Source organism: Bacillus sp. FSL W7-1034 (assembly GCF_038593365.1).
GTDB lineage: Bacteria > Bacillota > Bacilli > Bacillales > Bacillaceae > Bacillus > Bacillus altitudinis.
Genome location: NZ_CP151989.1, coordinates 2,653,429 through 2,671,531, shown reverse-complemented (window position 1 = coordinate 2,671,531; position 18,103 = coordinate 2,653,429). Strand labels below are relative to the sequence as shown.

18 protein-coding genes are annotated in these 18,103 nt (G+C 40.0%); 8 read left to right on the top strand and 10 right to left on the bottom strand.

Annotated features, from left to right (window positions below):
* Nucleotides 1-10: 10 nt before the first annotated feature.
* Both NST73_RS13710 and NST73_RS13705 read right to left on the bottom strand, forming a co-directional pair.
* The gene (locus tag NST73_RS13710; RefSeq protein ID WP_342499153.1) at nt 11-1,948 is read right to left on the bottom strand and encodes an ABC transporter permease; all 1,938 of its coding nucleotides are present in this window, start codon (nt 1,946-1,948) and stop codon (nt 11-13) included.
* On the bottom strand, nt 1,938-2,699 hold the full coding sequence (locus tag NST73_RS13705) for an ABC transporter ATP-binding protein (protein ID WP_007501759.1): 762 nt from the start codon (nt 2,697-2,699) through the stop codon (nt 1,938-1,940). The genes NST73_RS13710 and NST73_RS13705 overlap by 11 nt, the downstream gene beginning before the upstream one ends.
* Nucleotides 2,700-2,998: 299 nt before the next feature.
* Between NST73_RS13705 and NST73_RS13700 the strand changes: the two genes are divergently transcribed.
* Together NST73_RS13700 and NST73_RS13695 are read left to right on the top strand one after the other, a co-directional pair.
* Entirely contained in the window at nt 2,999-3,343 is a 345-nt protein-coding gene (locus NST73_RS13700) for a PadR family transcriptional regulator (RefSeq protein WP_047945291.1), read from the top strand.
* Complete coding sequence (locus tag NST73_RS13695; RefSeq protein WP_342499152.1) at nt 3,334-4,578, top strand: FtsW/RodA/SpoVE family cell cycle protein; 1,245 nt, start codon at nt 3,334-3,336, stop codon at nt 4,576-4,578. Before NST73_RS13700 ends, NST73_RS13695 begins: the two co-directional genes overlap by 10 nt.
* A gap of 74 nt (nt 4,579-4,652) precedes the next feature.
* Here the strand turns inward: NST73_RS13695 and NST73_RS13690 are convergent, their stop codons facing one another.
* From NST73_RS13690 to NST73_RS13655, 8 genes are all read right to left on the bottom strand, one after another.
* The gene (locus tag NST73_RS13690) at nt 4,653-5,657 is read right to left on the bottom strand and encodes a sensor histidine kinase (RefSeq protein WP_025207788.1); all 1,005 of its coding nucleotides are present in this window, start codon (nt 5,655-5,657) and stop codon (nt 4,653-4,655) included.
* A complete protein-coding gene (locus NST73_RS13685; RefSeq protein ID WP_047945292.1) occupies nt 5,657-6,346 on the bottom strand; it encodes a response regulator transcription factor in 690 nt (229 codons plus the stop codon). Before NST73_RS13685 ends, NST73_RS13690 begins: the two co-directional genes overlap by 1 nt.
* A gap of 109 nt (nt 6,347-6,455) precedes the next feature.
* On the bottom strand, nt 6,456-7,376 hold the full coding sequence (locus NST73_RS13680; protein ID WP_025207786.1) for an iron-hydroxamate ABC transporter substrate-binding protein: 921 nt from the start codon (nt 7,374-7,376) through the stop codon (nt 6,456-6,458).
* A gap of 190 nt (nt 7,377-7,566) precedes the next feature.
* The gene (locus NST73_RS13675) at nt 7,567-8,166 is read right to left on the bottom strand and encodes a response regulator transcription factor (RefSeq protein ID WP_035391139.1); all 600 of its coding nucleotides are present in this window, start codon (nt 8,164-8,166) and stop codon (nt 7,567-7,569) included.
* Nucleotides 8,163-9,299, bottom strand: a complete 1,137-nt coding sequence (locus tag NST73_RS13670; RefSeq protein ID WP_024718676.1) for a sensor histidine kinase — start codon at nt 9,297-9,299, stop codon at nt 8,163-8,165. The genes NST73_RS13675 and NST73_RS13670 overlap by 4 nt, the downstream gene beginning before the upstream one ends.
* Before the next feature lie 114 nt (nt 9,300-9,413).
* The gene (locus tag NST73_RS13665) at nt 9,414-10,469 is read right to left on the bottom strand and encodes a fatty acid desaturase (protein ID WP_144679985.1); all 1,056 of its coding nucleotides are present in this window, start codon (nt 10,467-10,469) and stop codon (nt 9,414-9,416) included.
* Between the two features lie 189 nt (nt 10,470-10,658).
* Nucleotides 10,659-12,101 carry a DEAD/DEAH box helicase gene (locus NST73_RS13660; RefSeq protein ID WP_144679983.1) on the bottom strand — a complete coding sequence of 481 codons (1,443 nt, stop codon included), beginning with the start codon at nt 12,099-12,101 and terminating at the stop codon, nt 10,659-10,661.
* 251 nt (nt 12,102-12,352) lie between these two features.
* Nucleotides 12,353-13,156 carry an NAD kinase gene (locus NST73_RS13655; protein WP_008343132.1) on the bottom strand — a complete coding sequence of 268 codons (804 nt, stop codon included), beginning with the start codon at nt 13,154-13,156 and terminating at the stop codon, nt 12,353-12,355.
* A 448-nt stretch (nt 13,157-13,604) separates the two neighbouring features.
* On the opposite strand from NST73_RS13655, the gene sppA reads away from it, so the two are divergent.
* The 6 genes from sppA to NST73_RS13625 all read left to right on the top strand — a co-directional run bounded on the left by sppA (nt 13,605) and on the right by NST73_RS13625 (nt 18,097).
* The gene (gene sppA, locus NST73_RS13650; RefSeq protein ID WP_024718673.1) at nt 13,605-14,606 is read left to right on the top strand and encodes a signal peptide peptidase SppA; all 1,002 of its coding nucleotides are present in this window, start codon (nt 13,605-13,607) and stop codon (nt 14,604-14,606) included.
* 14 nt (nt 14,607-14,620) lie between these two features.
* Entirely contained in the window at nt 14,621-15,145 is a 525-nt protein-coding gene (locus NST73_RS13645) for an RDD family protein (protein ID WP_008343136.1), read from the top strand.
* A gap of 101 nt (nt 15,146-15,246) precedes the next feature.
* The gene (locus NST73_RS13640) at nt 15,247-15,954 is read left to right on the top strand and encodes a DUF2953 domain-containing protein (protein ID WP_034647385.1); all 708 of its coding nucleotides are present in this window, start codon (nt 15,247-15,249) and stop codon (nt 15,952-15,954) included.
* 14 nt (nt 15,955-15,968) lie between these two features.
* On the top strand, nt 15,969-16,421 hold the full coding sequence (ytfJ, locus tag NST73_RS13635; RefSeq protein ID WP_007501733.1) for a GerW family sporulation protein: 453 nt from the start codon (nt 15,969-15,971) through the stop codon (nt 16,419-16,421).
* Nucleotides 16,422-16,533: 112 nt separating this feature from the next.
* Complete coding sequence (gene tpx / locus NST73_RS13630) at nt 16,534-17,034, top strand: thiol peroxidase (RefSeq protein WP_144679981.1); 501 nt, start codon at nt 16,534-16,536, stop codon at nt 17,032-17,034.
* Nucleotides 17,035-17,122: 88 nt separating this feature from the next.
* Complete coding sequence (locus NST73_RS13625) at nt 17,123-18,097, top strand: class I SAM-dependent methyltransferase (protein ID WP_007501729.1); 975 nt, start codon at nt 17,123-17,125, stop codon at nt 18,095-18,097.
* Nucleotides 18,098-18,103 lie beyond the last annotated feature (6 nt).

The following is an 18,103-nucleotide window of genomic DNA, read 5'->3' as shown; positions in this document are numbered from 1 at the left end:
GGGGAATACTTTACAACGATTCTTTAATGACTTTTTTATAATATTGGACAGATAGGAATCCGAAGACGGAGTATAAAACGGTATAAATCGCCATGACAATTAGCATAGGTGTCCACAGTTCGCTGCCAAATAAAAACCAGCCAGATTGTACAGCAAAGTAGCTGTGCAAGAGCCCGACGAGAAGCGGAATGCCAAAGTTGAAAAGCTGTTTGAGCCGAATGCCTTTTAAGAGATCTGTCTCCGTAAAACCAAGCTTACGCAGAATCGTGTATGAGCTTTGTTCCTCTTCGCTCTCATTCATCTGTTTGAAGTATAAAATACAGCCTGATGTCACAAGGAAGCTGAGACCTAAAAATCCAACTACAAACATCATCAGTCCGATGGTTTGTTTTTGTTGCTGAGTGGTAGCCAATTGAGACATGCTGTTGTCACCTAGTTTTAAAGAGGTAAACACATCATTCGCTTGTTCAAGGTTTTGATCATCTTTTATATTGACTGCGTGATATTGATTATTCTCAATCTGAAGTTTAGGATCTTTCTGCTGGTCAAGCTGCTCAAAGACACTTTGACTGACGACAGCAACAGGTAGACCACCAAACGTAAAGTTGTAAGAAATGAGGTAATCTTTCTTCATATCAATGACCTTTAAATCAAGGGGTTTCTTAATAAGTAGTTTCACATCACCTGAACTTTGAATCGGCATGAATTTCTTCAATAAATCACTGTAGCCGCTTAAGGTGACTTCGTTGCTTTTCACATGAATATTTGGTGCGTTTTTCTCACTGATCACAGGTAGAGTTAAGACGCCTGGATCATTATTCATATTTTTAATCTCTGAATCCATGATCTTTTTTGCGTCAAACTTCGCTTGAATGACCTTGAACTGCTTTGTTTCATACGCAATATGTTTGTCAGAAAGTGCACGAGTGAAGGTATCGGTATCTTTCTCAGAACCCATTACGAAATGTGATGGGATCTGTTGTTCAGCGGTTTTTTCTGCTGAGTAATAGGAAATGTAGCTTAAAGATAACAACCCGATAGCAAGCGCAGATACCGTTGTAATAATCGTTAAAAGCAGTGCGTTTGATTTTAACCGGAACATAATAGATGACAGAGACAGGACTTCATGAATGGCGAGATAGCCATTTTTTCGTTTGCGTACGATATTGGCAATGAACGAAACAGAGCCTTTATAGAAAAGAAAGGTACCGATAATGACAGAGGCTAGAATATAAATCATCGCTAAAAGTAACGCAAGCATGGACGTATATGTGCCGGTAAAAAGCTGAGAAGAAATATAATAGCCTGAGCTGATGAATGCAATGCCTAGAACCCCAATGATGATTTCAAACACAGAGATTTTTTTCACACGCTGTTCTGTAGAAGACGTGGTTCTAAATAAAGATAAAATCGTCTGTCTATTAATAAACCATCGATTTCTTAACATAATTAATCCATAGATGACGAAAAAGACGATCAGTGTCTGCAAAAGGGCCATGCCTGAAAAATGCAGGTTGGCGATGGCATTCACGCCGGTTACTTTAAATAGCACCATCAGCATGAGTTTTGAACCGATAAATCCAGCTATGATACCAATAGCCATGGAGACCACGTATAGGATAAAGTTTTCTGCATTGAGTAGTTTGGCAATTTTTTGTTTCGTCATGCCAATGAGCTGCAGGAGACCTATTTCTCTCCCTCTTCGTTTAATAAAAATGCTGTTCGCATATAACAGGAAGATTCCAACAATGGCAATGAGTAGTACTGAAGCGGCTTTAATCGACGCACCGCCCTTAATGGACCCCTTTACATCATCAAGTGCTGGTGAATACTGCAAGGTGACAAAGGAAAAATAGAGCGCCACACTAAATACAAGTGCAAACACGTATAAATAGTAATTTTTTAAGTTTTTCTTCAGATTGCGGAAGACGAGCTGATTAATGTTCATGCTTCACACCGCCTAAAACACCTTGCGTTTTCATAATATCCTCGAAAAACATCTTTCTCTCTAATGCGCCTTTATTCAATTGTGTATAGATCTGTCCATCTTTGATAAAAATCACTCGTCTTGAATAACTGGCTGCAACAGGGTCATGCGTCACCATGACAATGGTTGCTTTGCGCTTGTGATTGAATTCTTGCAGCTTGTTCAGTAAGTCAGACGCAGATTTGGAATCAAGTGCTCCAGTTGGTTCATCAGCAAAAATGAGGCTTGGTTCGTGAATAAAGGCACGTACCGCAGATGTCCGTTGCTTTTGTCCACCAGATAGTTCATTTGGATATTTGTCTCTTAGTTCATAAATCCCCATATCCTCTGCAAGCTGTTGAAAGCGTTCAAAAGCTTCTTTTTTAGGCGTTTTGGAGATGGATAATGGCAAGAGGATGTTCTCTTTAACTGTGAGTGTATCAAGTAAGTTATAATCCTGAAAAACAAAGCCAAGCTGTTTCTTTCTAAATTCAGCGAGCTGCTGATCTTTCATTTGCGTCATTTCTGCATCTGCGATCCGAATCGATCCGCTGGACACATGATCAATCGATGACAATACGTTCAAAAGGGTCGTTTTCCCCGAGCCTGATGGCCCCATGATGCTGACAAATTCTCCAGCTTCTATCGTCAAATCAATGCCTTTCAGCACCTCTTGTTTATTAAATTTATTTCCATAGCTTTTATATAACTTGCGAGCTTCTAAAATGTTCATCTGTCGAACCCCTTTTTTATTTAATTGATATCCCTAGTATAAAAAGAAGCCGATCAGACTTCCTGCGATTTGGCGAACAAAACAGACGAGCATGTGACATTGTTGTCACATGCTTGTTTTATATGTCAAAGCCTTATGTAGAATTCAGATTGTTATTCAATTATTTTATCTGTTTTTCGCTATGATGTATCAAATTTCTTGTTTTTTTTCTGATGAACCTTTACAGAGTATGTGATTTCATGTAAGATATGCATATCAAATATATGCATAGTAAATCTATGTATTAGAGGTGACGATGGATGAAAGTGAGTAAAGAGCTTCTAAAGGGGAGTACTGCAACCCTTATTTTAAGCTTGCTAAATGAAAAGCCGATGTATGGTTATGAAATGATTAAGCAACTGGAGTCGAAATCCGAAGGAATTTTTAGTTTTAAAGAGGGAACGATATATCCTATTTTGCACACTTTGGAGGGGAAAGGATTCATTGTGTCTTACTGGGGCGAAGGGAATGGCAATCGAAAAAGGAAGTATTACAAGATTAATGAACAGGGCAAAGCGTTTATGAAAGAAAAGAAGGAAGAATGGAATGTCTTCAAAGATGCAGTAGATGGCGTTTTGAATGGGGAGAAAGTCGTATGGGACTAGAGAAAAAGTTTGAACAATATATCAAAAATGTGTGTAAACGAATCAAAAATAAAGACGTACATGCAAGTATAAAGCTTGAGCTTCGTGATCATTTATACACGCTGAAAGAGGAAGCGGTCAGTGCGGGCATGTCAGAAGAAGAGGCGGTAAATCAAGCGCTCGATCAAATTGGAGATGCAGCCATACTCGGAATGCAGCTCCATGAAACACACAAAACTCAAGTGGACTTTAAAACGATACTTCTTGTACTAGCTACTTGTTCATTTGGGCTGTTTGTGATGTATTATTTTCAGTTTCATTCTCATTTACTGCATTTTCAAGACACGAATATCTTTTATAAAAGTCTCATTTACTATATATTTGGTCTTGCGTTGATGTTTGGGCTGTTTGCTTTTGATTATCGGCGCTTTTTACCCTATTCTTGGCATTTATATATAGGAACGATTGGAATGCTGATTCTTACAATGATGATTGGGACAAGAGTGAACGGTATTCTCTTTTTAAGCTTAAATAATGGATCGATCAATCTGACTGAAATTTTTCCATTTCTGATGATTATTTCGTTAGCGGGCATTTACCAATCTTGGAACTGGAAGAATGGTTTTAAGTCTTGGTTAGGGTTAGCGATTGTCACTTTACCCATTATTTTATTACATATAGTCGGATCTCTTTCTGCAACCATCACCTTTATGGTCATATGCATAACGATGATGTATGTATCTCATGCAAGAATGAGACAGCTTATTCCGTTTACAGCAGCAGGTATTGTCTATCTCATTGTTCAATTATTTTCTCTTTATCAAGCTGATATGTCCCACTTTTACCAATACTCACTTCATGAATTTAGCTCAAATGGTTTTCAGATAAATCCGTACGCATTGTATGATGTTCACACTGATTGGATGTTGACGTATATCATTTATTCATTCGGGTGGTTTGCAGGATTGGCCGTTTTTATTTTGTTTGTGACTTTGATTTATAGAGTAGTTCATACAGCGAAACGAGTTCAATCTGCTTATGGCAAGATGTTAATGATTGGTTTGGCAACCACATTTGCAGCAAAATTTATCTTAAGTATTTTCACAAACTTTGGATTATTGCCTATATCAGGAGTTTCCATGCCTTTTATGAGCTATGGGGGATCTCATATTCTTCTAGAAATGATGTCAGTCGGGCTGCTAATGAGTATTTATAGAAGGAAACAGCAAGGAGAAATGTGCCGTGAAGTAGCATGATATGGCTGTATAAAATAACCCAATCTCTTCAATGCATCGTTGGATGAAGAGATTGGGTTTCTTGAACTGCATGTTCACATGCTCGCAATATGCACAAAATCATTCTTTTTCGGAAAGATAAAGGTGAAAGTTGTCCCTTGATCTAATGTGGAGTTGACCTCGATTGTGATATGAAGAGCGTCAGCTCCCTTTTTTGTTAAATAGAGCCCCATGCCTGTGGAGGCCGTGTCATTGTGATGTCTTGTGGAGGTAAAGCCTTTTTCAAAAATACGGGACACGTCTCTTGGGTCAATTCCTCTGCCTTGATCTGTGATGGTGAGCACCACTTGTTCGTTCATTTGTTTGCTTTCGATGATAATGTCAGATGATTGGCTGTACTTGACGGCGTTTGTCAGCACTTGTCTGATCATAAAGGATAACCATTTTGTATCACTTAATACGTCTCGCTCTTCTAATAAAAGGTCAAAGCCAATTCCTTTTTGCATACACCACGATTGGAGCGCTTTGATTTCTTTCGTTAGCATGTTTTGGAGATCCAGTTTTTCAATAAATAAATCATTTTCAATATGTTGGATCCTGCTTTGATGCAGCTGTGCATCAAGGAGTAAATGTATTCTAAGCCATTCATATGTCATATTTGATTTGAGCGGCTGTTCTGTTATGCGGTCAATCATTAAGTGCATCGCCGTGAGCGGCGTTTTCACCTCATGTATCCATGAGAGCAGTTCATCTTTTTCTTCTTCCAGCGCAGTCTTTTGCTTAGCCGTCATCTGGCGGTATCGGTCGATTTGCTCTGACGCTGCCTCCTGTACAATTTGTTCAAAGGGGGAAGAGGGTTTGAGACGTATTTGATGGTCTATGTTTTCATCCCATTCTTTCAGTTGCATGTAATAAGCAGTTTCTTTCCGATAACGAAAAAAAAGAAAAACAATGAAGAGTAATGTAGACAAAAGCACGATATAAAAAAGAGAAGCTAGTGGAATCGTTGTATCCAAATATGCAACAAAGAGAATGAGAAGCTGCAAACTAAGAAAGAACAAGATCCAGCTTCTTCGTTCTTTTAGAAATGCTTGCAGCATCATTGATCATCCTTTTCCTTTGCAAGATAACCTTGACCCACTTTTGTTTCAATGAAGGCGCCAAGGGAGATTTCGTCTAGTTTTTTTCTAAGGCGGTTGACATTTACAGTGAGTGTATTGTCACTCACGAATCGTTCATCGTCCCATAAAGCTTGGATGAGAGATTCCCTTTTGACGATATGGTTTTTATGCTGAATCAATTCTTTGAGAATAAAAAACTCATTTTTTGTTAATTCAACCTCACCGTTTTCATTTGTCACTGTATTATTTTCGAGATCAAGGGTAGCGCCGCACCAGACTTTTAAGTTGGCTGGTTCCGCATTATAATCATGGACTCGGCGAAGAACAGCACTTACTTTGGCGATGAGAACGTCAAAGTGAAAGGGCTTTTGTACAAAATCATCAGCTCCAAGCTGCATCGACATGACCATATCAGCAGGATGATCACGAGAGGAAAGAAAGATGATGGGCACATTAGAATGATGCCGAATCATCCGGCACCAATGAAAGCCATCGTACTTTGGTAGCTGAATATCAATAATGACTAAATCAGGCTGGATGGAAGTGAACTCCTGCATGACCTGTTGAAAATTGTTGATCCCATACACATCATAAGACCAGTTGACTAAACGTTCTTTGATTTCTTGGAAGAGGGTTGTATCATCCTCAATCAGCAAAATTTTAAACAAAACGAGCACCACACTTTTTGAATTACTTGTACATCATTGTAGCGGAAAACAGGCACTCCCGCTAGAAGCAGACAGCAAAAAAGCAAGGGAAGAGATCCCTTGCTTCGGTTTATTTACCTAAAAAGTGCTTTTTAAAGAATGATAATTGATATTCAAGTGTGAGTGGATCATTAAAGTAAAACTCTTCCGCATTTGCTTCATACACACGATGTTTTTTCACAGCAGGAATGGACTTATAGATTTCACTGTTTTGATAGGAATTGTCCATCTCGCTGTTTTTGCTAATGATCATATAGTCTCCGGCAAATTCAGGGATGACCTCTTGTGATACCGCATAATAGCCAGCTTTTAATGCTTTTTCTTTTACTTTTTCAGGCATTTTTAGTTTCATTGCTTGGTAGAGGATTTCTGTTCCGCGTCCCCACGCATCTCCAAAGACGTAAAGATCTTTTGTGCCGCTTTCAAAGACAGATACGGTTGCATCTTCACCAATTTTTGCTTTGATTTCTTTGCCAGCTTCAGCTGCACGCTGTTTGAAATCCTTGACCCATGCTTTTGCTTCTTTTTCTTTGTTTAAGACTTTTCCAATTTCAATATGCTGCTGAAGGTAATCGACTTTGTTATACGTGAATAAAACGGTAGGGGCGATTTTTTTCAGTTTTTCTACATTTTTTGCACCGCTTAAACCGATGATGACATCAGGCTTTAGCTTCATGATTTTTTCTACATTTTCATCGGATACTTCTTCCACATTTTTTAATTTCTTTTTGAAACGTGGATTCTTTTTTGACCAAGAGTCAACGCCCACAAGGTTCACACCAAGTGACAAGACATTTCCTGTATAAGAGGCGAGAACAACAACACGTTTTGGATTTGCTGGCAGCTTCACAGGTCCATTTTCAGATTGATATGTAATCGTGTCCGATGACGTTGATTGCTTTCCTTTATTTGAGGAAGAGTTGCTGCTATTGCCACATGCGCTCAACGCAAGTACGAAGATGAGCATCAGAGGGAACAATATTTTCTTCATGAATGTAAACTCCTTTGAAATCGGCACATCAGCCGTGTATTTGGTTGTATGAGTGATAATGATAATTATTATCACTCAGATATCATACCATAGAAGTGAGGTTTGTTGTCAATGATATTTTAGCAGTGGATAGAGGAATAATGATAGAAAGAAAAAAAGATCAAGGCAGTGTATGACCTGATCTTTTTTCTTATTTAAACCAGCCTTTTTCTTTGGAACGAGTAATGGCCTCAATTCGGTTTTTGACTTCTAGTTTATCTAAAATAACGGATATGTAGTTTCGGACAGTGCCGCTTTTAATGCTGAGTTCCTTGGCGATTTCTTTTGTGTTTTTTCCGTCTGCGACGAGTTCTAGAACCGACTTTTCTCGTTCAGTTAAAGGATTTTCGTCGCTATACAAGTCTTCCATTAACTCAGGGGCGTACACCTTTTTCCCTTTCATCACACTGCGGATGGCACTTGCCAAATCCTCGCTTGGGCTGTCTTTCAGCATATAGCCGCTAACGCCAGCTTTCAGTGCTCTTTGAAAATAGCCGGAACGGGCAAAGGTTGTTAAGATGATGATCTTCACATCAGATTTTTTGAGTTCTTCAGCGGCATCGAGCCCAGATTTCCCGGGCATTTCAATATCCATTAAACAAATATCGACCGGATGTTTTTTAGCAAAATCAATGGCGTCCTGTCCGTTTGTCCCTTTTCCAACAACGGTCATATCGTCTTCTAAATCGAGAAGCGACCCAAGAGCACCAAGCAGCATTTGCTGATCCTCTGCGATAAAGATGTTAATCATTTTATTTCCTCCTTATCTTTCGCTGCTGAATCATTTGGAATACTCATGATCAGCTTCGTCCCGTCTTTTGTTTCAATGTGCAGGCGTCCATTTGCAAATTCCAATCTTTCTCTAATCCCTAAAAGGCCATGTCCCTTTGTTTGAGAGGATGGATCACCGCCTTTAAATGTGCCGTTATCCTCAACTGTAATGACAACTTCCTTTGACTTTTGATGAATGGTGATTTGACAGACAGTGGCATCGCTGTGTTTGACGACATTCGTTACGGCTTCTTTGATGCACATGCTCACAATGTTTTCGTTCAGAAGAGAGATGTGTTTCGGCGCTTCCTTTTCATCATAAATCATGTCAATATCGGCGGCTTCAAGGATTTGCTTGATGTTCAATATCTCATCTTTGATCCGAATGCCTTTCATGGAAGAAACAATTTTCCGCACTTCATTTAGAGACGTTCTAGCTGTCTGTTGGACGCTTTTTAGTTCGGCGCGTGCCTGTTCAGGGTCTTTATACACGAGTTTACGGGCAAGGTCACTCTTTAAACCGATAAGAGAGAGTTTTTGTCCAAGTGTATCATGCAGGTCACGAGCAATGCGCTGCCTTTCTTCAAGTTTGACAAGATCGGCGATCCGTTCATTGGCATTTTCTAATTTCTCTTCAAGGCGTTCACGTTCTTTTCGGCTTCGAATGCTGAGAGGGAGCAGAATGGCACTAATAAGTGTGATCACAACAAAAGGAATTTGTGTGAGAAACCATCCCTTTTTTAAAATTAAGCTAAAGTTCACTGCTACGGCGGCGCTCCCTAGATGAATATAGTATAAGATATAAAAAGGGACTTTTCTTTTAATGTGCCCATTGAAATAGGCGATGCAAAAAGCGAAATAAATATAGCTGTAGAGCATCACATAGCCTGTAGAAATCGCAATCAATAAAAGACCGAAGACATATAAAGACCAGCCTTTTGCGACAAAGGCAAAACGATACACTCCGAAAAAAACCACGTTCAAAATAATGCCAATGACAATACCTAAAGTCGTAGGCGTCTTTAAGATAAAATAGAAGGGCAGGATGAAAAAAATGGCCCATATATAGGGGGAAATCCCATGCAATTTTTGAATTTTAAACTGTTTTTTCATCCGTGTGCCACCTTTTCCGTTTTCGTTCTTTTCCTTACTTTATCAAATTCAACTTACGGTTGCATCCTGTAAATGGCAACAAGCTCCTTCTAGAGTAAGAAAGAGCTGCACCAATTATGCATTTTTCTTCAGAATGTCTCCTTTAATGACAGGTGCGGGCATCTTCTTAGAGTGCCGTGCTTCTTTAAAGGTAACGAATGCTTTCGTTTCTTCATCCCAAAGTCTAAATTTCATTGATTCGATACTTGTTTTTAAAGTGATGGTTGGAACATTTTGAAGCGGCTCACTATGATCATGTGCATGCTCCAAGTGATAATTCGGTACCCTCGGACTTAAATGATGAACATGGTGATAGCCGATATTGCCTGTTAACCATTGAAGAAGCCTTGGCAATTTGTAAAAAGAACTGCCTTCTACTGCCGCCTGCACATAATTCCAATGTTCATCTGCTTCAAAGTAAGAATCTTCAAATGTATGCTGCACATAAAACAGCCATACGCCGATTGATCCTGAGATCAGGAAGATTGGACCTTGGACAAGCAGGAACTCCTGCCAGCCAAAAAGAAGACACGTTGCAGTTGCTAGTGCAATGATGCTCACGTTTGTGAAATACGTGTTCCAGCGCTCTTTTTTACGAGCATTTTTGACGTTGAAACGGTTTTTTAAGAGAAAAACAAAGATCGGTCCTAAAATAAACATCACAAAAGGATTACGGTAAAATCTGTAGCGAAATTTCGTCCAAGCTGATGCTTCTTGATATTCTTTGACTGTCAGGAGCCAAATGTCGCCAGTACCTCGTTTGTCTAGATTACTGCTTGTGGCATGGTGAATTGAATGATCTCTTTGCCATTGAAGATAAGGGAAAAGGGTGAGTACGCCCGTTACAAAACCGAACAGGTGATTCAGCGGCTTCTGTTTAAAAAAGGATTGATGGCAGCAGTCGTGAAAAATAATAAAGACACGTACTAAAAAACCAGCTGCAATCACCGCAAAGAAGAGGGTTAAAAGGTAGGAGATGTTCAGGCTATAATAGGCAAGAAACCAAAGCCCCAAAAATGGAATGAATGTATTAAAGAGTTGAATGATACTTTTTTTCGAATTAGCACCAGAGAATTGGCCAACTTGTTTTCTTAAAGTGGCTTGCTGCTGTGTGTTTGTTGAAGTCGTCATGAACGTTCAAGTCCTTTCCGTTTCTTTCTACTTCAAAGTATAGAAGGAAAGGTGTCATGCTCATAGTAGCACCCATCATGTATTCAATATGACATTTGTCATGTTGGACGCGGGAAAGGCTGATGGTTCAAGGGTTGTAAGCTTATTTTATTTTAAATAAAAAAAGTAAAGGCGCTTAGCCTTCACTTTTTATGCACGTGCTTCATGTACTTTTAACTGCTTGCCTTTAATCGTTGTGTGGCGCATGGCATTTAGCACAAGAGGGCCTTTGCCGTTTAAAATATCGACGTATGTTTTCGTATCTTGAATGGTAATAATCCCAATGTCATCAAAGGCAACGCCTTCTATTTTGGCAATGGTCCCAACGAAATCAACAGCCCGCAGCTTCTTTTTCTTCCCGCCGTTAAAATAAAGCTTCATAATATCCTTTTCAACGCCAGCTTGTTTATTTTCCTTTTGAATCGGCGTTTCAATCTTTTCTTCAAAGCTTTCTACATGCTGTTCTGCGTCTTCTTTTGTAGGATAAGGCTGAGTCTGAAAATGAATGCCAGCTTCCTCTTTTAATTCTTCAATAAGCGGCTGCCCGTGCCTTGTCATAAACGCAATCGTTTTCCCGCTTTTACCCGCTCTGCCAGTTCTTCCGGTCCGATGAATATAGCGTTCTTTTTCATAAGGTAGGTCATAATGAATGACATGTGTCATATCACTGACATCAATTCCTCGGGCTGCAATATCTGTTGCGATCAAATAACGGAATTCCCCGTTTTTGAATTCATCCATGACAGCAAAGCGGTCTTCCTGCCTCATGCCTCCGTGAATTTTGTCACAAGGCACATCCCATTCATCCAGCTTCATTGTGAGTTCGTTCACTCGGTCCTGTGTATTACAGAAAATAATGCAGCTATCTGGGTTTTCAATCACGATCGTACGCTGAAGAAGAGAGAATTTCGCTTCTTCCTCCGTTTCAATCACGGTGTGAGTGATTTGTGGTACAGACGTTTCTTCCCGTGCAATTTCAATTACTTTTGGTGAATATAAAAACTGTTCACTTAATTTCTTCATCTCATCAGACATGGTCGCTGAAAACAGCATTGACATGCGCTTTGGCGGCAGATACTGAATAATAGAAGAGACTTGATCAATAAAACCCATGTTCAGCATTTCATCCGCTTCATCTAATACAAAAAATTTAAGGTTTTCTAAGGAAAGAGTACCTTTCTCAAGGTGATCCAAGACTCGTCCCGGTGTTCCGCACACAATGTGGTTTTTTTGTGCAAGCTCTACTTTTTGAGCTTGAAAAGGGGCTTTTCCATAAATGGCTGCGGCTTTAATTCGTTTCAATCTTCCAAGACTTGTGAGATCCTGTTTGACCTGCATGGCAAGTTCTCGCGTTGGAACGAGGATGAGGGCTTGAGGTTTATTTTCAGCCCAATCGACCATTTCACAAATCGGCAGACCATAGGCTGCCGTCTTGCCGCTGCCAGTTTGAGATTTGACGATCAGATCCTGTTTTGAAAAAGCAACGGATAAGGTCTCGTGCTGAACAGGTGTAGGTGTATGGAAGTGAAGTGCTTTTAGCGCTTGTTTTAAATCATCGCTTAATGGATATTGATCAAATTGTTGTAATGTCATCGTGTTCTCCTTTTCGTACATTCATACTTGTGACATCATACCATAATCATGACCGTGAATGAAAAGACATGAAAAAAAGCCCCGTAAAGGAGCTTTCAGCGTGTAGACAAACCCTCGCATTCGGTGTCAGATTTGCGCTCCGGTACTCACGAATGTCAAATTCGCTCCGTTCCGGTGCTCACTCTTCCTAGACTTCAAAGGTTTTCTATCACGCTGAAAAGAAAACAAAAGCCCCTTAAAGGAGCTTTTGATTAAAGGAATCTGCGTTTTACTTTTTCCCAATAGGAGTTATCTTTTAATTTGACCGTTTTGATCACTTTACCAGAAAGGCCAATATCAATTTGTTTGACATGTTTTGTACCTAGCGCTTCGTTATCAAGACCGATAATCGGATGGTCGTTACCGTCCTGAACAACCTTTAGTGTCAGCTTGCGGTCACTGCTTAAAATGAAAGGAGCTCCAAGTGTACGGTATGAGTTGTTATTCAGCGATGCCAGCTCGGTTACTTGCATACACGGAAGCATCGGATCCACCACGGCGCCGTTGACAGATTTATTGTAGGCCGTTGAACCGGTTGGAGTGGAAATAATCATCCCGTCGCCTCTAAAGGTTTCAAAATGGAAATCATCTATATACACATCGATGACAAATGTTTTAATGATGCTAGAGCGGATCGACAGTTCGTTTAAGCAATGGAACTGGTTTGTACTGTCAACGCTTACATCGATGATCGGATATTTTCTCACTTCAATTTGTTCAGTGTTCATGGCATCAATCATTTTATCAAAATGTTCTAACGAAAAATCGCAGTATAGGTGCGAATTCTCTGTTTTTGATACCCCTACATACAAACAGTCATCCCGGAAGTTCGTTTTGCGAACCGCTTGAAGAAATGTGCCATCTCCGCCAATTGAAGCAATGATATGGGCATCTTCTGCACGCTTTACGACGTGAAAGCCTTGATCGGTAGCGAGCTTCTCCAGAGAAGAAATGTGTCCATCCAATTCATGATCTTTTTTGTAAAAGAAAAATACATTGCGACGATTGTCTGTCATTGACGTTCTCCCCTTTGTTGTCAAAAATAGATTTCGAGTAGTAAAGGGCTTACATAGAAAACCCTTGCTCACATTTTACACTTTTTTCATATGAAAGTAAAAATATTAGAAAGACGCTTCATCATGATAGAGGCTTTCATTTGAGAAATGAGTCATTGTAAGTGATTAGACAACGCTGACTTTGAGCATAATTTAATAGCTCATTTTGGAGGATAGAGAGGTCTGGGCGTTTCGTTGTGGAGATGATCTGATCAATTAGATGTAGGGAGAGGATAAAATAACCAATTTTTCGTCATGATGAGCAAATGATAGAAGATGTAAAGTTGATCGTCATTTCACATCGGTGCTATCATATGTTGAAATGAAATGTAAAAAAACCACAGTTCCTGTGAAACATTTCATGTGTGTATTCGTATGAACGAAGTGAGACAAAAAGGAGGAGAAAGAAATGAATGCGAAAAGATGGGTAGCCTTAATCATTGCACTTGGTGTTTTCGGCTTTTCGATTGTGATTAGTATCACGACGGCCTTGTATGAAAGCTTCAATGATAATAAGATGAGCTATCAATTCGGGGACGAAATCGAAGAAAAGGTACTAGAAGATGGCAGCGGTGCGAGTAAAATTGCTGTACTTGAGATTAATGGTACGATTCAAGATAACGGCGGTGCATCCAGCCTTCTAGGCGGGGAAGCATATGATCATCGTGCGTTCTTAAAAGAATTAGATAAAGCAAAAGACGATGCGTCTGTGAAAGGTGTCTTGCTGCGCGTCAACTCTCCTGGCGGCGGTGTCTATGAAAGTGCTGAAATACATAAAAAATTAGAAGAAGTAAAGAAAGCGAAGAAGCCAATTTATGTTTCTATGGGTTCAATGGCGGCTTCTGGCGGCTATTATGTATCCACTCCAGCGAAAAAAATCTTTGCTTCACCTGAAACGTTAACAGGGTCTCTCGGGGTCATCATGCAAAGTTTGAATTATGCAAAGCTGGCAGATAATTTAGGTATCAAATATGAAACCATTAAAAGTGGAAAATTCAAAGACATCATGTCCCCAAATCGTGATATGACAAAAGATGAGCGAGATATCATGCAAAGCATGGTTGACAACTCTTATGAAGGCTTTGTGAAAGTCATCTCAGAAGGACGTGGCATGTCTAAGCAGGACGTCAAGAAAATTGCTGACGGCCGAATCTATGACGGAACACAGGCGAAATCGAACGGATTAGTGGATGAGCTTGGGTACTATGAAGATGCTCTAAAAGCAATGAAGAAAAATGAAAAAGGGTTAAAAGGAGCGACAGTGATCAGCTATTCTCAAAGCTTCGGCTGGAACTCTCTCTTCAATATGAGTGCAAGCAAGCTCTTTAAAAGCGAAATTGATTTTCTGAACTTAAAAGAAACACTGGCTGGCTCAAATGGGTCTAAACCGATGTATCTCTATTCAAAATAAAGGAGGGATCATAGATGGATTCTACATTCGATGAAGTAACGGAAAGTCGCAGCCAAGAGGGAGAATCAAGGCCGACTCTTGCGAAGCGCACTTCAATTGAAGCGCAGGCTTTTGCAGGTTTCTGGATTAGATTTTGGGCATTTATCCTAGATTGGCTCGTCGTATGGGGTGTTAACCATTTGACGGTTTCTCCAATCTTTAGTCTCTTTGGCTGGTCAAAAGGTGGAGGCTGGTTTTCCCCATTTTCCGTCACAACCACAATTGTCTTTCTGCTTTATTTTGCGATCATGACGAAGATTTTCCAACAAACACTTGGAAAGATGGTGTTTGGAATCAAAGTCGTCTCACTTCAGCCGGAGAAGAAGCTGCCATGGGATGTCATTTTCTTTAGAGAAATTGTGGGGCGATATATTAATACGCTTTTTGTTCTCTATGCTGTGGTTGGGTTCACGCCGAAAAAGCAAGGGGTTCATGACTACTTTGCAGATACGGTGGTTGTTCATGAACATTTATATGAAAAAACAGAATCAAACGCATAATCAAAGAGAGTTTGGCCGGGTACCGGTCAAACTCTTTTTTTTGGTGATTGGGTATAAAATCCAGAAGGAGAGCCATAATCGTAGAGGAAGCATCATTTGTTATGGAGGAAGTGAGCACAGTGCTGTACGTTTGGATCGCAGCTTTTTTGTTCCTTGTGATCTTATTGATCTTTATGAAAGTGACCATTTCACTGGACTATTCACATGCAAATGACAATGACCATATTGCGGTGAAGATCATCACGTTATATGGAATCGTCAGACTGAAGAAAGACATTCCGATGGTGAAAGTGAATACGGAAGATCAAACGATTGATATTCGTGAAAAGAAAATGGCCAGCACCAAAACGCCTAATCAAGAAAAAGAAACCATGCATAAAAAAGTGGGAAAACGTGATGTAAAGGAAATCCTTCATCAAATGGAGCGTATTACAAAAGAAATTGTCGATCTAAACCGGATCATGCGAACGTTTTTCATTCATATAAAAATCGTCTCATTTCACTGGTCCACATGGATTGGTTTTCATGACGCAGCTTTAACAGGTGTAGCAGCCGGTGGTGTGTGGTCAGTCAAAGGAGCACTTCTTGCCTTTATGCAGGAGCACCTCACCTTTAAGCACAAACCCGTCTATGAAGTAATTCCCGCTTTTCAGCACAAAGTATCACAGACACACTTTGCATGTATAGCTTATTTTCGGATTGGACATGCTATGCTTGCAGCCATTCGATTACTTGTCCATTGGTTAAAAGGGAGAAAGGCGAGAAAGAATGCCTCTCTTCAAGCAACGAAGAATGAATCATCTGTTTAAGGAGGAACCCGAAAATGGCAGATCATCCAATCCAAGGTCTGATGAAGACAGCGATGGAAAACTTAAAAGAAATGATTGATGTGAACACGATCATCGGCGATCCAGTCGAAACCCCTGACGGCAGTGTCATTCTCACTGTGTCAAAGGTTGGTTTTGGATTTGCAGCCGGCGGCAGTGAATTCAACGGTAACCAAAAGAAAGAAAAACGGTCTGATGAACAAGAACGAAAAGAACCGAGACTCCCATTTGGAGGCGGAAGCGGTGGGGGAGTATCGATTACACCAATCGCCTTTTTAATTGTGGGAACAAATGGCGTAAGAATGCTTCATTTGGATGAACACACACATCTGCTCGATAAAATATTGGATTCTGCTCCTCAAGCAATTGAACGTCTTCAGCACATGTTTAAGAAGGATGAACGGGAGCATCGTCACAAAGAACGAAAACTAGATGACATAGACCTTTAAAAAGTTAGCTGCCCTGCAGTTAACTTTTTTTTCAAAATGGACGATTAGGCTTTGCAGTTTTTTGCTTTCTCTACTATGATAGAACCATACATTTGATAAGGGAGGAATTGTTTTGGCATCGATCACATTTAAAGGGAGCCCAGTAACGCTTGTAGGAAATGAAGTGAAATTAGGCGAGCAGGCTCCAGATTTCACGGTATTAACGAACTCACTAGGGGAAGTTTCACTTTCTGATTTAACAGGAAAAGTGACGATTATCTCAGTGATTCCTTCTATTGATACAGGTGTGTGTGACGCACAAACAAGACGTTTCAATGAAGAGGCAGCCGGTTTAGGTCCGGTCAATATCTATACCATTAGTGCAGACCTACCATTTGCACAAGCACGCTGGTGCGGAGCAAACGGAATTGAAAATGTTGAAACATTATCTGATCATAGAGATATGTCATTTGGTGAAGCGTTTGGTTTATATATGAAAGAATTGCGTTTATTGGCGCGTGCGGTCTTCGTATTAGACCCAAGCGGAAAAGTGGTTTACACTGAGTACGTAAGCGAAGCAACCAATCATCCAAATTATGAAAAAGCCATTGAGGCTGCGAAATCACTGTTATAAAAGCAGCATCGACAAGAGCTCCGGCTTCATACTGGGGCTCTTTTCAATGAGAACATATAGCTTTTAACAAAGCGAGGAGAGAAAAGCATTGCAGAAAGATCAAGTGAGTACGATTTTTGAGCTGCTCGATACAGCTTCAATTCGTTTAAAAAAGGAACAGAACATTTCCTATATTGAAGCATTGGCAGAAGCAGGAGAAGCCTTTTTCCAGGCAAATGATCGAAACGGTTTACTAAAAGATTTAATAGAGAAAGCAGATTTCGCCTCTTATGATCATGAGCAGATTCGTAAAGCGTTTCAGCTCGCCGTATTAAAAGGACAAAAGGATATTTCACATCCAAACCGGCAGATGACACCTGATACAATTGGTCTGTTTGTCAGCTATTTGGTCAATAAATTTTTAGAAGGACAAAAAGAGCTGGTTGTCTTTGATCCAGCAGCGGGAACAGGGAATTTACTGCTTGCGGTCCTCAACAATGTAACAGCAGAAACAACACGCGGTTTTGCCTCTGAAATTGATGACGTGCTCATTAAAATTGCGTGGGCACAAGCGAACTTAGAAGAAAAAGAAGTAGAGCTATTCCACCAGGACAGCCTTGAGCCGCTTCTTATCTCACCAGCAGATGTTGCTGTATGTAGTCTTCCTGTCGGGTTTTATCCAAACGATGAGCGCGCTAAAGACTATGAATTAAAGGCAAAAGAAGGTCATTCCTTTGCGCATTATTTATTCATTGAGCAAAGTCTTCGTTATACGAAAGAAGGCGGCTTCTTATTCTTCATCATTCCAAATGATTTGTTTGAAGGAAAAGAAAGCGTACAATTAAAGGATTTCATCAAAGAACATGCATATATGAATGCGTTAATTCAGCTGCCAGTCTCTATGTTCAAAGACAAAAAGCATGCCAAAAGCTTATTTGTGATGCAAAAGAAAAAAGAGGGGCTCGAAGCACCGAAACGTATGCTATTTGCCAATCTGCCATCTTTCTCACAGAAGGAAGCAATGGTTGGCGTCATGAGAAAATTAGACCAATGGTTTATAGAAGAAAAAGAAACGAAAGAATAGCCAGAG